Here is a 14,902-nt window from a genome sequence, read left to right as displayed (position 1 = left end):
TATTCATTCTCTTTATCGAAAACGGCCTGCATCGTTTTGTCGACAGCATGCACAGGGACGTTAATGCCGGAGTAGCCAGGCGACTATTATGACCAAATACAGCCTGCGGGCGCGAATGATGATTTTAATCCTGGCACCCACGCTGATGGTTGGCCTGCTGCTCAGCTCCTTTTTTGTGGTGCACCGCTACAACGAACTGCAGCGCCAGGTGATTGATGCCGGGGCTAACATCATCGAACCCCTGGCGATCTCCAGCGAATACAGCATGACGTGGCACAACCGTGATGCCATGCGTGAACTGGTCAGCCTGCTGCACCGCCGCCATTCCGGCATCGTCCGGGCCATCTCGGTGTTTGATAATCACAATCAGCTTTATGTCACCTCGAACCACAAGCAAAACCTCAGCCTGCTGCAACAGAATGATATCCGCGCCCTGCCTGACGATGTCTCAATGGAGCGCCACGGCAGCCTATTAATTCTGCGTACGCCGATTACTTCTGAGCGTTACGATGTGGACGAATTACCGGATGAAGATGCCAAGCCAGCGGGCAATCCGCTGGGCTATGTGGCGATTGAACTGGATCTGCAGTCGGTGCGGTTGCAGCAGTACAAAGAGGTGTTTGTTGCCACGCTGATGCTGCTCTTCTGCCTCTGTCTTGCCATGCTATTTGCTTATCGTCTGATGCGCGATGTCACCGGCCCGATCCGCAATATGGTCACTACCGTTGACCGCATCCGTCGCGGCCAGCTCGACAGCCGCGTTGAGGGCTACATGCTGGGTGAACTCAACATTCTGAAAAACGGCATTAACGCGATGGCGATGTCGCTGACCGCCTATCACGAAGAGATGCAGCACAATATCGACCAGGCAACCTGGGATTTAAGAGAGACGCTGGAGCAGCTGGAAATTCAGAACGTTGAACTGGATCTGGCGAAGAAACGCGCGCAGGAAGCCGCGCGTATCAAATCTGAGTTTCTGGCCAATATGTCGCATGAGCTGCGAACGCCGCTCAATGGCGTGCTGGGCTTTACCCGGCAGATGCTGAAAACCCAACTGCGCACCACCCAGCGCGACTATATGCAGACCATTGAGCGCTCGGCAAATAACCTGCTCAGTATTATCAATGACGTTCTCGATTTTTCGAAGCTGGAAGCAGGCAAGCTGATGCTGGAGGCAATCCCCTTCCCGCTGCGCGCCACGCTGGATGAAACCCTGGTGCTGCTGGCGCCGTCGGCGCATGAAAAGGGGCTGGAGCTGACGGTGGTATGTGACAGCAGCGTACCGGACAACGTGATTGGCGATGCGCTGCGTCTGCAACAGATTCTGATCAACCTGATTGGTAACGCCATCAAGTTTACCGAGCAGGGTTACATCGGCATGCGCGTCGGACAGCGGGTGATTACCCAGTCGCGCGTCGAGCTGGAGATTCAGGTTGAGGACACCGGCATCGGCATCTCTGAGCAGCAGCAGACACAGCTGTTCCAGGCGTTCCGTCAGGCTGACGCCAGCATTACGCGCCGCCATGGCGGCACCGGGCTGGGTCTGGTCATCACCCAGAAACTGGTGCGGGAGATGGGAGGAGAAATCACCTTCAGCAGCCAGCCGGATCAGGGGTCGACCTTTGTGATTCGCGTACAGCTGGATCTTAATCCCAATGCACCCGGTATGCCTCGCGTGCTGGATGCGCTGTCCCATGCGCGCATTGCCTATGTGGAAGCGGATGCTAACGTTGCCAGCGCCGCGCTGGAGATGTTAAGCGCCACTCCATTGCAGATCGACTACAGCGAAACGCTGGAAGGTTTGAAAGAATCTCACTATCCGCTGCTGCTGATGGCGATGCCGGTCGGTATCAGCCAGCCTGCACTACTTAATGAGCGCCTGATCAATGGGCTGCTGGATCGGGCAGACAACGTGCTGATGGCCCTTCCCAGCCCGATGATGTTGCTGGCTGATGAACTGAAGGTACGCGGCATTGACGGCTGCATTGCTAAGCCGATCTCACTGACACGGCTTCTGCCGATGTTACTGGATCTCCATACCCGTCAGATCAGCGAGCTGCCGCTGTCACCGCGTCTACCGCTAACGGTGATGGCGGTGGATGACAATCCCGCCAACCTCAAGCTGATTGGCGCGCTGCTGGAGGAGCAGGTGCAGAACATCCTGCTGTGCAGCAGCGCCGAACACGCCATCCGCGCAGCGCGTCAGCAGTCGCTGGATGTGATTCTGATGGATATTCAGATGCCCGAAATTGATGGCATTCGTGCCAGCGAAATTATCCGGGGTCTGCCGCATCACGCGAATACACCGATTGTGGCGGTGACCGCACATGCGATTGATGGCGAGCGTGAGCAGCTGATCAAGGCGGGCATGAATGACTATCTTGCCAAGCCGATTGATGAGAGCAAGCTGAGACAACTGCTGGCACGCTATACGCCGCCGCCAGTGGTCTCCCTGCCGGAACTGCAGCCGATATTACCGACGCTGGACTGGCAGCTGGCGCTGCGACAGGCGGCGAACAAACCGGATCTGGCGCGCGATCTGCTACGCATGCTGCTGGAATTTTTACCGGAAGTGCATGCGAAGATGGCGCAGTTTATGGCGGCCAATGAGGTCAACGCCCTGCGTGAAATTATTCACAAGCTGCACGGCAGTGCCAGCTACAGCGGCGTGCCGCGCATGAAGCAACTCTGTCATCAGCTGGAACGCGGGCTACTGGAGGCCAGCGATATCGCTGCGCTGGAGCCGGAACTGCTGGAACTGCAGGATGAGATGGAGAACGTCGCCAGAGAAGCCCGGCGACTGTTAGGATTCGGGGAAGTCTGACGGACCTGCTGCCACGCCTGTTATTCGCGCAAACGCTAACCGGCAGGTGCGTTAGCTTCCGCTGACGCACCTGCCTCCGGGGTAAAAGGCTGATGCCGTAAAACTATGCTTACCACCAGCATCACCGTCAGGACTATCAGGCCCGCATTGCCTGGCCTGATAGTCCTGACGGTCAGTGAAATCCGGCCAGTTTTAACGTCGCGGCCACGTTACGCGCTGTCATCTCGACATTCTTTCCGGCATCCGCAAGTGCCTCTTCGAGTGTACAGATGCTGTAGAGCACGCTAAACACTGCATCAATCCCGTGCTGATGCACCACGCCGACATCCGCCGTCAGGCTTCCGGCGATGCCAATCACCGGCTTGTTAAAACGCTTTGCCACGTTGGCAACCCCAATCGGCACCTTGCCATTAATACTCTGGCTGTCGATACGCCCTTCACCGGTAATCACCAGGTCAGCATCTTTGACTTCTTCAGCCAGGCCCAGTGCCTCAGTAACAATCTCAATGCCGCGCCGCAGCTCCGCCTGACAGAAGGCGTGCAGCGCCGCGCCCATGCCGCCCGCCGCGCCGCCGCCGGGAATATGCAGCACATCGATGTCGAGATCGCGGTGAATAATCTCAGCGTAATGGGCCAGCGCCTGATCGAGCTGCTGCACCAGCGCCGGGGTCGCCCCTTTCTGCGGACCGAAAATAGCCGATGCGCCCTCTTTGCCGGTCAGCGGATTCGTGACGTCACAGGCCACTTCAATGCGGCACTGATGGATGCGGGCATCCAGGGCGTCAATATCAATGCTAGCGAGCTGAGAGAGCGCGCCGCCACCTTGGCCAATCTCTTTACCCTGGGTGTCGAGCAATCGGGCACCCAGCGCCTGCATCATCCCGGCACCGCCGTCGTTGGTGGCGCTGCCGCCGATACCAATGATGATGTGGCCGACGCCCTTATCCAGCGCATGTCGGATCAACTCGCCGGTGCCGAATGAGGTCGTGATCAGCGGGTCACGCTGTGATGCTGGCACCCGCTCCAGTCCGCTGGCTGCTGCCATTTCGATATAAGCAGTGGACTCATCGCCGGACAAGCCATAAAAGGCGTCGACCTGCGTGCCCAGCGGCCCGGTCACCTTCAGCCTGACGATTTTCCCCTTCGTCGCCGCCACCATCGCTTCTACCGTGCCTTCGCCACCGTCGGCGACCGGTATTTTCACGTAATGCGCATCGGGGAAAATGTCACGGAAACCCGCTTCAATCGCCGATGCCACATCCAGGGCGGATAAACTCTCTTTATATGAATCCGGTGCGATTACGATTTTCATAGGCAATCCGAGCGCAGTTGAGTAATTAAAACGGCTCCTGACCAGTCCGGTTTGGGGAGACCGGCACCGGGTTTTAGCGGGCGATTTCAACCTTCGCTAACTTCTCATAATAGCAGGCCAGCGCGCTGTGGTCGGCGTTACCCTGTCCATCGTTGCGCAGTGCCTGCATCATCTCCATCACCGCCGCCGTCAGCGGCAGATGCGCGCCGATGCTGTGCGAGGTATCCAGCGCGTTCGCCAGATCTTTGATATGCAGGTCAATACGAAAGCCGGGTTTGAAGTTGCGATCCATCACCATCGGCGCTTTGGCATCCAGCACCGTACTGCCCGCCAGCCCACCGCGAATCGCCTGATAAACCAAATCCGGATTCACACCCGCTTTAGTCGCCAGCGACAGCGCCTCGGACATTGCCGCAATGTTCAGCGCCACAATCACCTGGTTTGCCAGCTTGGTCACGTTGCCTGCACCGATGTCGCCGGTATGCACGACCGATCCCGCCATTGATTTCATGATGTCATAACAGGAATCGAACACGGCTTTATCACCGCCGACCATCACAGAGAGTGTGCCTTCAATCGCTTTTGGCTCGCCGCCGCTGACCGGTGCATCCAGCATTTTTATCTGCTTTTCTGCCAGCGCATCATGCACTTCCCGGCTCGCCAGTGGCGCAATCGAACTCATGTCGATCACCACCAGGCCCGGCTTCGCCCCTTCAATGATGCCGTTTTTCCCCAGACAGACGTCGATAACCTGCGGCGAGTTTGGCACCATGGTAATCACCACATCGCACTGCTCAGCCACCTCTTTTGGCGTTTTCGCCACGGTCGCGCCCAGTTTAGCCAGTTCCGCTTCGTTTTCGGTGTTGTTGTCGCGTACCACCAGCGAATAACCGGCTTTCACCAGATTCTTACTCATGGGTTTGCCCATAATGCCCAGGCCGATAAATCCAATTTTCATTGCGTTTCCCCTTGATTGATTAACGCTTAAATTTGTCGCATAACGTCTGCGAAGCGTTGCGGAACATCCCGACATCGCTGCCGACGGCCACAAAGGTGGCACCCCACTCCAGATAGCGACGCGCGTCCGCTTCCACCGGTGCCAGAATGCCGCTCGGCTTACCGGCGGCTTTGGCACGTTCAAAAATGTGTTTAATCACTTTCAGCACTTCAGGATGCGCAGGCTGGCCGAGATAGCCCAGTGCAGCGGAGAGATCGCCCGGCCCGACAAAAATACCGTCGACGCCGTCAACGGCTGCAATCGCGTCAATGTTGTCGACTGCCTGCTGAGTTTCGATCTGAACCAGCACCGTGATGTTGTCATTAATGGTGCTGTTGTAATCCGGCAACGTGCCGTACATGTTGCTGCGGTGCGACACCGAGACACCGCGAATCCCGGCTGGCGGATAGCGGGTTGAGGCGACCGCCCGCAGGGCTTCCTCTTCGGTCTCGACAAACGGCACCAGGAAGTTGTTAAACCCGATATCCAGCAGGCGCTTGATGATCACCGGCTCGTTGCAGGGCGGACGCACCACGGGCGCGCTATGGCTGCCTTTCAGCGCCATCAGCTGCGGCACGAAGGTCGTGATGTCGTTGGGCGCGTGTTCGCCATCCAGTACCAGCCAGTCGAAACCGGCCAGCCCCAGGATTTCAGTTGAGATCGGACTGGCCAGCGCACACCAGCTGCCAATCAGGGTGTCGCCCGCTAACAGGCGACGACGAAATCCATTAGGCCAGGCTGCATTACTCATGGTTGAACTCCTGTGACGGTGGCTCCGCGGCGGGAGCCAGAAAGGTTAACGTACCAGGCACGGGCGTTTATTGTCGAAAGTCCATCCCGGTACTAAAAATTGCATCGCTTCAGCATCGTCACGCGCGCCCAGTCCCTGCTTCTGATAGAGCGCATTGGCCTGCATCACCTGATCCATATCCAGCTCTACGCCAAGACCTGGCTTCTGCGGCACCTGCACCATGCCGCCTTTAATCTGGAACGGCTCTTTGGTCAGGCGCTGATTGCCCTCCTGCCAGATCCAGTGGGTATCAATGGCGGTAATGGCACCCGGCGCGGCGGCGGCAACATGAGTAAACATCGCCAGCGAAATATCAAAGTGGTTGTTAGAGTGCGAGCCCCAGGTCAGGCCGAAGTCGTGACACATCTGCGCCACCCGCACCGAGCCCTGCATGGTCCAGAAGTGCGGATCGGCCAGCGGAATGTCCACCGACTGCAGCGACAGGGTATGCCCCATCTGCCGCCAGTCGGTGGCGATCATATTGGTGGCGGTGGGCATGCCGGTCGCACGGCGGAACTCCGCCATCACTTCGCGGCCTGAATAGCCCTGCTCTGCACCACAGGGATCTTCTGCGTAAGCCAGCACATCTTTGAGCTGTTTGCCGAGCATGATCGCCTCGTTGAGCGACCAGGCCCCGTTGGGATCGAGGGTAATGCGAGCTTCAGGAAAACGTTTAGCCAGCGCCGTGACCGCTTCAGCCTCTTCACCGCCGCGCAGCACGCCGCCTTTGAGTTTGAAGTCGTTAAAGCCATATTTCTCATAAGCCGCTTCTGCCAGGCGCACTACCGCATCCGGCGTTAACGCCTCTTCGTGGCGCAGGCGATACCAGTCGCACGGATCGTCTTGCTGATTCTGATAAGAGAGCGAGGTTTTAGTGCGGTCGCCGATGTAGAACAGGTAACCGAGCATCTCAACGCGGTCGCGCTGCTGCCCGTCGCCCAGCAGCGAGGCGACGTTGACGCCCAGGTGCTGACCCAGCAGATCAAGCAGCGCCGCTTCGATGCCGGTCACCACATGAATCGTGGTGCGCAGATCAAAGGTCTGGTTGCCGCGTCCGCCCGCATCGCGGTCGGCAAAAGTACTGCGCACCAGGCTGAGGGTATTTTTGTACTCACCCAGCGTTTTGCCGATCACCAGCGAGGCGGCATCTTCCAGCGTCTGGCGAATTTTCTCGCCGCCCGGGATTTCACCGACGCCGGTGTGTCCGGCGTTATCTTTGATAATCACAATGTTGCGGGTAAAGAATGGCGAGTGAGCGCCGCTGAGGTTCAGCAGCATGCTGTCGTAGCCTGCGACCGGAATAACCTGCATGGCGGTCACTTTCGGTGTTGAACTCATCTCCTGCTCCTTATGCTGTTGTCCGGCCAAATGCCGGGCGCTTGCGGTCAAATGTCCAGCCGGGGACCAGATACTGCATCGCGGTGGCGTCGTTACGCGCACCGGCGGGCAGTGACTGATAAAGCTGATGGGCTTTGTTTACCTGCTCCCAGTCGAGCTCAATGCCCAGACCCGGCGCATCCGGTACGGCAATTTTTCCGTTGCGGATTTGCAGCGGGTTTTTCGTCAGGCGCTGATCGCCCTCCTGCCAGATCCAGTGGGTATCAATGGCGGTGGGATTGCCCGGCGCCGCCGCACCCACATGGGTGAACATTGCCAGAGAAATATCGAAGTGGTTATTGGAGTGGCAACCCCAGGTGAGGCCCCACTCATCGCATAGCTGCGCGACACGCACGGCACCGCTCAGCGTCCAGAAGTGCGGATCCGCCAGCGGAATATCGACCGCATTCAGCATCACCGCGTGGTTCATCTCGCGCCAGTTGGTGGCAATCATATTGGTCGCGACCGGCAGGCCGGTGGCGCGCCGGAACTCGGCCATCACTTCACGCCCCGAATAGCCCTGCTCTGCTCCGCAGGGATCTTCGGCGTAGCTCAGCACATCCTGCATCCCTTTACACAGCGCTATCGCCTCGTCCAGCAGCCAGGCACCGTTGGGGTCGACTGTGATGCGCGCCTCGGGAAAGCGCTGCTTGAGCGCTGCCGCCGTAGCGATCTCCTGCTCGCCGGGGAGCACGCCACCTTTGAGCTTGAAATCTTTAAAGCCATATTTATCCGCAGCCGCCTCAGCCAGCCGCACCACGGCATCGCTCGTCAGCGCTTCCTGATGACGCAGGTGATACCAGTCGTGGCTGGCCTGATCGCCACTGAGATAAGGGAGATCCGTCTTGCGGCGGTCGCCAAGATAAAAAAGATAGCCCAGCACCGTGACTTCATCGCGCTGTTTGCCCGGCCCCAGCAGTTCAGCCACCGGGACGCCCAGACACTGCCCCAGCAAATCAAGCAGCGCCGCTTCCAGCGCGGCCACCGCATTGACACGTAGTTCAAAGGTCCAGGCACCGTTGCCAAAAGTGGTGAAGTCAGCCGACTGATTGCCTTTATGTACCTGCTGCACCAGACGGTTCATTCGCGCAATCTGCTGGCCTTTCACCTGCGGAATCGCCTCCACCAGCGTCTGATAGATGGTGTCACCGCCAGGCGCTTCACCCACGCCGGTGTGACCGGCGCTGTCGGTGAGGACCACAATGTTGCGGGTAAAGCAGGCGTTGTGCGCACCGCCAATATTGAGCAGCATGCTGTCATAACCGGCGACCGGGATAACCTGCATCTCAGTAATCACCGGCGAACTTTGCGTATTCATAATGCATCCTTACCGGGCCAGTTTTTCAGTTCGACACGTTTGATATCGCCCGCAATGACCAGGAAGCTGAAGGCTGCGACAAAGGCATGAATGCCGACATAGATCAGCGCGCCCTCAAAGGATCCGCTGGTGGCAATGATGTAGCCGATGGCGATAGGCGTTACGATGCCGGAGAAGTTGCCGAACATGTTAAACAGACCGCCGCTCAGGCCACTGATCTCTTTCGGCGCGGTATCTGCCATTACCGCCCAGCCCAGCGCACCGATGCCTTTACCAAAGAACGCCAGTGCCATAAAGAACACCACCATCCATTCGGTATCGGTGTAGTTACACATCACCATCGAGATGGAGAGCAGCATGCCGAGCACAATTGGCGTTTTACGTGCGATATTCAGCGAGCCGGTTTTACGCATCAGCCAGTCAGAAATTACCCCACCCAGTACGCCGCCGAGGAAGCCACACACCGCCGGAATCGAAGCAATAAAGCCCGCTTTCAGAATCGACATGCCGCGCGCCTGCACCAGATAGACCGGGAACCAGGTAATAAAGAAGTAGGTTAAGGCGTTAACACAGTATTGACCGAGGTAGATGCCCAGCATCATGCGTGACGTCAGCAGTTGCTTAATCTGGAACCACTTCTCGCTCCAGCTCACTTTGCGGCTATCCTTTTTGACATCCATGTTGATCAGCGCGCCGCCCTGCTCCATGTACTCCAGTTCAGCCTTGTTCACGCCAGGGTGATCGGTAGGATCGTGGATCACTTTCAGCCAGATAAAGCTGAGGATGATGCCCAGGCCGCCCATGAACCAGAACACATGCGCCCAGCCCACTTCAGAGACCAGCCAGCCCATGATGGGGGCGAAGATGACAGTGGCGAAGTATTGCGCCGAGTTGAAGATCGCTACCGCCGTGCCGCGCTCCTGCGCCGGGAACCAGGCGGCCACAATGCGGCTGTTGCCCGGGAAGGAAGGCGCTTCGGCCAGCCCTACCAGGAAACGCAGAATAAACAGCGACATAATGATGCCGAAGCCGCTGAAGATATCTACAAATCCCTGCAGCAGCGTAAACAGCGACCAGGTAAAGATGCTCCAGAAATAGACGCGTTTAGAGCCGAAGCGATCGAGCAGCCAGCCGCCCGGAATCTGGCCAATAACGTACGCCCATGAGAAGGCAGAGAAGATATAGCCAAGTCCGACCGAATCGAGACCGATATCTTTGGACATTGCAGAACCGGCAATCGAAATGGTTGCGCGGTCACCGTAGTTGAATGAGGTGACGATAAATAACATCACCACAATCCAGTAGCGGGCATTGGTGCGCTTCTGCACCGTCTCCGCGGTCTGGCTGAAACTATTCATGATGCACTCCTGAAATATAGCGTGAGCTACATTCGCTCTGACTGCATACACATCGCGTTGGGTATCAGAGAGAAGTTGGGTTAAACACGGCGATCTTGTTGTTCTGGCAAACCTTTATTTATCCATCTGCGAGGTGGCAGCTAATGCGCCTCGGTAACCTCTTCAGATGAGTAATACGTCGTGACAGATAACCTGACTTTGGCTAACGGAACCCAGTATAAGAACAGCCTGAAGCGAGCACATTGGCACATCGCCCTGGAATAACGCCGGTGAAGAAGTGATTGTATTGCGGATGCACAAAACCCTGCGGGATGGCTCACGAAAGCGGCAAATAAACGAGCGAAAACCCCCTCAGGTAACGCTTTCTCCCGCTGTTTGTGAGGCTCTTCACTTGCTTCTGGATAATCGCCTCAAAATCATAAGGCGACTTGTCTCAATGGTGGTCATTTGCACAATGCGCGCCCCACGCCGCCTCCCTATACTGAAGATGGCAAACAATCGTGTGACAGGTCAGAACATTACAGCGTGCCGCACAAGTACGGCACGACAGACGGGAAGGTGAGCGATGTACCCAAACACAGATGAACAACCGCTCTATATCAAAGTCCATGAGCACGACAATGTGGCGATTGTGGTTAACAGCCTGGGTCTGCCGGCTGGCACGCAGTTTGCGGATGGCCTGACACTCACGGAGCATGTGCCACAGGGCCACAAAGTGGCGCTGCGCGCAATTAACCAGGGCGCAGAGATCGTGCGTTATGGTGAAGTCATCGGCTATGCATTACGGGATATTGCCCAGGGCAGCTGGATTGATGAGTCGCTGGTCGCGCTGCCGGAAGCGCCTCCGCTGGCGAGTCTGCCGTTAGCCAATCAGGTTCCGCCTGAATTGCCGCCGCTGGAAGGCTATACCTTTGAAGGTTATCGCAATGCGGATGGCAGCGTCGGCACGCGTAACCTGCTGGGGATTACCACCAGCGTCCACTGCGTGGCCGGTGTGGTGGATCATGTCGTACAGATCATTGAACGGGATTTGCTGCCGCGCTACCCGAATGTGGATGGCGTGGTCGCGCTCAACCACCTTTATGGCTGCGGCGTGGCGATTAATGCACCCGCGGCGGTAGTGCCGATTCGCACCATTCATAACCTGGCGCTGAATGCTAATTTCGGTGGCGAAGTCATGATCGTCAGCCTGGGCTGTGAGAAGTTACAGCCGGAGCGTCTGCTGACCGGCACGACTGACGTGCAGGCGATTTCGCTGGACGATCATGACATCGTGCGTTTGCAGGATGAGAAGCTGGTCGGTTTTGGTGCGATGGTAAATGAGATTCTGCAGGTGGCGGAGCGTCATCTCCAGCGGCTGAATCAGCGCCAGCGTGAAACCTGTTCCGCAGCAGAACTGATTGTCGGTATGCAGTGCGGTGGCAGCGATGCGTTCTCGGGCGTGACGGCGAATCCGGCAGTGGGTTTCGCGTCCGATCTGCTGGTGCGCTGCGGTGCGACGGTGATGTTTTCGGAAGTCACTGAAGTACGTGATGCGATTCACCTGCTGACGCCACGGGTGATTAACCAGGAAGTCGGTAAGCGCTTACTGGAGGAGATGGCCTGGTATGACAACTACCTCGACCAGGGCCAGACCGATCGCAGCGCGAATCCGTCGCCGGGCAATAAAAAAGGCGGGCTGGCGAACGTGGTGGAAAAAGCGCTGGGGTCGATCGCTAAATCGGGGCGCAGCGCCATTGTTGAAGTGCTGTCGCCCGGCCAGCGGCCCACGCGGCGTGGATTGATCTACGCGGCGACGCCCGCCAGCGATTTTGTCTGCGGTACGCAGCAGCTGGCGTCCGGTATCACGCTACAGGTTTTCACTACCGGTCGCGGAACGCCTTACGGTCTGGCTGCAATTCCGGTCATCAAGATGGCGACGCGTAATGCGCTGGCAGAGCGCTGGCACGATCTGATGGACATCAATGCCGGGACGATTGCGACCGGTGAAGAGAGTATTGAACAGGTGGGCTGGCGGTTGTTTGAGTTGATTCTGGACATTGCCAGTGGCAGGAAGCAGACCTGGTCCGATCGCTGGGGTATCCGTAATCAGCTGGCGGTGTTTAACCCGGCACCGGTGACCTGACCGCGCCGTGCACACACGCCAGGCTTATCCTTAGCTCCTAAAGCAGAGATAAGCCTGGCGTGGTCATCAGAACTGCGCGCCCCAGGCTTCAACCCACGGAGAAGTCACCGCTTCCGGCTCAGGATTTTCAGTGGCATCAACCAGTAACACCTCACCAATCCGTTGCGCGCCCTGCTCCTGCAGCAGCGCATCGAAAGCTTTACCCGCGCCACAAAAATGGTCGTAACTGCTGTCACCCAGCGCAATCACGCCATAGCGCAACGCAGGTTGATGACCCAGCTTATCTTTAACTGCATGGAACAGGCCTGAAATCGTGTCGGGAAAATCGCCCTGTCCGGTGGTTGACGTGACAATTAACGCCACGTCGCTGGCATAGTTCTGCCAGTCTGCCAGCGTCGGCTCATCAAACACGGTGACGCTGTGACCCTGCTGCTGCAGAACGGGCTCTGCTTCTTCTGCTACCAGCAGCGCATTGCCGTATACCGTCCCCACAAAAATGCCAATCTTTGCCATCTGCTTTCTCCCTTATTCTGAAACGTTATCCTGTCCTGGCGCTGCGTTAAACTCAACCCGCGGCACCTCAGGAATGCGATCCTGCCAGCCAAACTGGTTCATCAGGTTCTGCCAGACGCCATCCAGTCCGGCGCGCAGCAGCAACGGTTCCCCGGTCACCGGATGGGTGAGTGCCAGGCTGCTGGCGTGCAGCATCAGCCGATTAGCGCCAAAGTGTTCGGCGGCCCCCCGGTTCTGGCGCAGATCACCGTGTGCCGAATCGCCAATAATCGGATGACGCAGGTGCGACATATGACGACGCAGCTGATGCTTACGACCGGTTTTAGGAGCCATTTCAACCAGGCTGTAACGCGATGTGGGATAGCGGCCAATGCCGACCGGCATCTCGACCGTCGCCAGTGACTGATAATCAGTGACTGCGGGCTGTGCGGTGCGCGCTTCCGTGGCGTGCCTGTCAGCGATTTTATCCAGCTCTTCCACCAGCGGATAGTCGAGCGTTCCGCTGCTCTCCAGCCAGCCGCGTACGACAGCATGATAGGTTTTCTGCATCTGGTGCTGTTCGAACTGCAGGGAAAGCAGACGGCCGACTTCGCTTGAAAGCCCCATCAGCAGTACGCCTGAGGTGGGTTTGTCCAGGCGATGCGCGGTAAACACATGCTGTCCAATCTGATCGCGAACGGTCTGCATTACGAACACCGTTTCATGACGATCCAGCCAGCTGCGATGAACCAGCCAGCCGCTGGGCTTGTTGACAGCAACCAGCCACTCATCCTGATAGAGTATCTCCAGCATCAGTGGGCTGCATCCTTGATCAACGCGTCAAGCTGACGCAGGGTCAGCAGTAGCGGTGCAATGCCGGGCTGGTCAGGCACCAGCGCCACCTCGTAGTAGGGAGCAACGGCAAAATTTTGCGGTAAAGGATGCTGAGCCGCTATCAGGGCATGCATCCGCGGAACCAGCACCCACTGGAGCCACTGCAGCGGCTCCAGCGTATCCAGGCAAAAGGGTTCACGGCTCTCGAGCGCGTCTTCCGCCGGAGGGGTACTCTGCCAGAGATGGTGCTCACGCATCACCGCTTCCAGTTGCTCCAGCCGTTGTGTAATCAATTGTTCAGGCGTCATGCGCCACCTCCGGCAAGCAGTCAAAAAGGGGCGGCAAGCATATCACTTGTTGGCACAGGCACAAAAAAAGGGAGCACTGTATAAACAGTGCTCCCGGTTCGTTTGCAGCCATCCTGCTACGTTTTTGCTCCCTGCTCTTCCATGACAACTTGTCCAGTGCGAACTCCTGTCGCGCATCGTCCTGATGTATCCTTAGCATCCTGGCCCACCACCTCTTCTGAGGGGTTCTCATTCTCCATCCTGGAGGTGTCCCTTGCTCACTCCTGAGCGATCCTGTTTCATCCTGAAACCTTCCGTGTGCCGTAAGCTCCGTTACGTTCCTGCCTCATGGCTTATCATCATCCTGACGATATCTGTTTCCTGAGCATCCTGCAGTGGGAAACATTTTGACAGAACTCGTTACGCGCACAAGGTACTTACAGCGAAACTTTACGAAATGTGCTGCGCAAAATCAGATAAATGCCATTAAGTTGATGATTCACAATATTTTTACATTGCAGCCTTCCGGATGTCTCAACTGTTATATGGCGATCTCTCACAGCAGTTGTAAGAGATATCTCACAAGCCAGGCGGCAAATCACTGCAAATCAGATGATAACCGGTTGTAATAACTTAAGAAATATCTCAAGATTTTCTGCTAAGACCACACGCTGTTTACGACCAGGTTGCTCCAGAATCACTTCGCCGCTGAGATTAGAGAGGGAGATGATCTCCTCCTCTGAATCAGTAGTGGCTATAAACAGCGTCGGCGACTGTTTAAGGCGGCGCTGCATCACCAGATGCCCAATCAGATTCTCCTGTAACCGCAGGAAATCCTCTTCACTCCATACCTGTAACAGCGTCAGCTGATTCTCACCAAAACGGGCCTGCATATCGCCGGCAAATTGCGTGGTGTAGAAATCGGTCATCGGCGGCTGGAGCTGGATGTCGACCGCCCGTTCAACCGCATCCAGCGTCGGTGGCAGGCTAAACGGTTGCGGCTGCCAGATGACCCGCTGATCGCGATCCTCCAGTGCGCAGGGTGACGGCACCCCATAGAGATCGCTGCTGGCCGGCGCATGCCCGGTCTGCTGAAGCCAGTGCTGGCAGTATCGGGTGGTAAAGTCACGCAACGCGGCGGCAGTTTGCTGCATCATTCATATTCTCACTTCTGATAGGTTACACTTA

The 14,902-nt window shown here is 57.2% G+C and carries 12 protein-coding genes; 2 read left to right on the top strand and 10 right to left on the bottom strand.

The annotated features are described in order from the left end of the window. Positions 1–88 precede the first annotated feature (88 nt). Entirely contained in the window at positions 89–2,824 is a 2,736-nt protein-coding gene (barA, locus tag K6R05_RS04130; protein ID WP_161732811.1) for a two-component sensor histidine kinase BarA, read from the top strand. A gap of 172 nt (positions 2,825–2,996) precedes the next feature. Here the strand turns inward: barA and K6R05_RS04125 are convergent, their stop codons facing one another. The 6 genes from K6R05_RS04125 to K6R05_RS04100 all read right to left on the bottom strand — a co-directional run bounded on the left by K6R05_RS04125 (position 2,997) and on the right by K6R05_RS04100 (position 9,976). Then, on the bottom strand, positions 2,997–4,136 hold the full coding sequence (locus K6R05_RS04125; protein ID WP_161732813.1) for a glycerate kinase: 1,140 nt from the start codon (positions 4,134–4,136) through the stop codon (positions 2,997–2,999). 73 nt (positions 4,137–4,209) lie between these two features. Further along, the gene (gene garR / locus K6R05_RS04120; protein ID WP_161732815.1) at positions 4,210–5,094 is read right to left on the bottom strand and encodes a 2-hydroxy-3-oxopropionate reductase; all 885 of its coding nucleotides are present in this window, start codon (positions 5,092–5,094) and stop codon (positions 4,210–4,212) included. Between the two features lie 19 nt (positions 5,095–5,113). Then, the gene (gene garL / locus K6R05_RS04115; RefSeq protein ID WP_161732817.1) at positions 5,114–5,884 is read right to left on the bottom strand and encodes a 2-dehydro-3-deoxyglucarate aldolase; all 771 of its coding nucleotides are present in this window, start codon (positions 5,882–5,884) and stop codon (positions 5,114–5,116) included. 45 nt (positions 5,885–5,929) lie between these two features. After that, positions 5,930–7,261: a glucarate dehydratase gene (gene gudD, locus K6R05_RS04110; RefSeq protein WP_161732819.1), complete on the bottom strand. Its 1,332-nt coding sequence runs from the start codon at positions 7,259–7,261 to the stop codon at positions 5,930–5,932. Positions 7,262–7,271: 10 nt separating this feature from the next. Then, on the bottom strand, positions 7,272–8,618 hold the full coding sequence (locus tag K6R05_RS04105; protein WP_161732821.1) for an enolase C-terminal domain-like protein: 1,347 nt from the start codon (positions 8,616–8,618) through the stop codon (positions 7,272–7,274). Continuing rightward, a complete protein-coding gene (locus K6R05_RS04100; RefSeq protein WP_161732823.1) occupies positions 8,615–9,976 on the bottom strand; it encodes an MFS transporter in 1,362 nt (453 codons plus the stop codon). Before K6R05_RS04100 ends, K6R05_RS04105 begins: the two co-directional genes overlap by 4 nt. Positions 9,977–10,541: 565 nt before the next feature. On the opposite strand from K6R05_RS04100, the gene garD reads away from it, so the two are divergent. Next, the gene (garD, locus tag K6R05_RS04095) at positions 10,542–12,101 is read left to right on the top strand and encodes a galactarate dehydratase (RefSeq protein WP_222925044.1); all 1,560 of its coding nucleotides are present in this window, start codon (positions 10,542–10,544) and stop codon (positions 12,099–12,101) included. Between the two features lie 66 nt (positions 12,102–12,167). Here garD and K6R05_RS04090 read toward each other — a convergent pair whose 3' ends face one another. From K6R05_RS04090 to syd, 4 genes are all read right to left on the bottom strand, one after another. Beyond that, complete coding sequence (locus K6R05_RS04090) at positions 12,168–12,614, bottom strand: flavodoxin (RefSeq protein WP_161732827.1); 447 nt, start codon at positions 12,612–12,614, stop codon at positions 12,168–12,170. A 12-nt stretch (positions 12,615–12,626) separates the two neighbouring features. Then, the gene (gene truC / locus K6R05_RS04085) at positions 12,627–13,406 is read right to left on the bottom strand and encodes a tRNA pseudouridine(65) synthase TruC (protein ID WP_161732829.1); all 780 of its coding nucleotides are present in this window, start codon (positions 13,404–13,406) and stop codon (positions 12,627–12,629) included. Beyond that, positions 13,406–13,735: a YqcC family protein gene (locus K6R05_RS04080; protein WP_033783977.1), complete on the bottom strand. Its 330-nt coding sequence runs from the start codon at positions 13,733–13,735 to the stop codon at positions 13,406–13,408. The genes truC and K6R05_RS04080 overlap by 1 nt, the downstream gene beginning before the upstream one ends. A gap of 587 nt (positions 13,736–14,322) precedes the next feature. Then, entirely contained in the window at positions 14,323–14,871 is a 549-nt protein-coding gene (gene syd / locus K6R05_RS04075; RefSeq protein WP_222925043.1) for a SecY-interacting protein, read from the bottom strand. Positions 14,872–14,902 lie beyond the last annotated feature (31 nt).

Origin of the sequence: Pantoea alfalfae (assembly GCF_019880205.1) — a bacterium.
GTDB lineage: Bacteria > Pseudomonadota > Gammaproteobacteria > Enterobacterales > Enterobacteriaceae > Pantoea > Pantoea alfalfae.
Note: the sequence above shows the minus strand (reverse complement) of the source record. Positions and strands in the feature narration are given on the sequence as shown.

Excerpts from the sequence above, each read along its gene's own strand:
- barA (WP_161732811.1), top strand. The coding sequence starts at position 89 with ATGACCAAATACAGCCTGCGGGCGCGAATGATGATTTTAATCCTGGCA.
- K6R05_RS04125 (WP_161732813.1), bottom strand. The coding sequence starts at position 4,136 with ATGAAAATCGTAATCGCACCGGATTCATATAAAGAGAGTTTATCCGCC.
- garR (WP_161732815.1), bottom strand. The coding sequence starts at position 5,094 with ATGAAAATTGGATTTATCGGCCTGGGCATTATGGGCAAACCCATGAGT.
- garL (WP_161732817.1), bottom strand. The coding sequence starts at position 5,884 with ATGAGTAATGCAGCCTGGCCTAATGGATTTCGTCGTCGCCTGTTAGCG.
- gudD (WP_161732819.1), bottom strand. The coding sequence starts at position 7,261 with ATGAGTTCAACACCGAAAGTGACCGCCATGCAGGTTATTCCGGTCGCA.
- K6R05_RS04105 (WP_161732821.1), bottom strand. The coding sequence starts at position 8,618 with ATGAATACGCAAAGTTCGCCGGTGATTACTGAGATGCAGGTTATCCCG.
- K6R05_RS04100 (WP_161732823.1), bottom strand. The coding sequence starts at position 9,976 with ATGAATAGTTTCAGCCAGACCGCGGAGACGGTGCAGAAGCGCACCAAT.
- garD (WP_222925044.1), top strand. The coding sequence starts at position 10,542 with ATGTACCCAAACACAGATGAACAACCGCTCTATATCAAAGTCCATGAG.
- K6R05_RS04090 (WP_161732827.1), bottom strand. The coding sequence starts at position 12,614 with ATGGCAAAGATTGGCATTTTTGTGGGGACGGTATACGGCAATGCGCTG.
- truC (WP_161732829.1), bottom strand. The coding sequence starts at position 13,406 with ATGCTGGAGATACTCTATCAGGATGAGTGGCTGGTTGCTGTCAACAAG.
- K6R05_RS04080 (WP_033783977.1), bottom strand. The coding sequence starts at position 13,735 with ATGACGCCTGAACAATTGATTACACAACGGCTGGAGCAACTGGAAGCG.
- syd (WP_222925043.1), bottom strand. The coding sequence starts at position 14,871 with ATGATGCAGCAAACTGCCGCCGCGTTGCGTGACTTTACCACCCGATAC.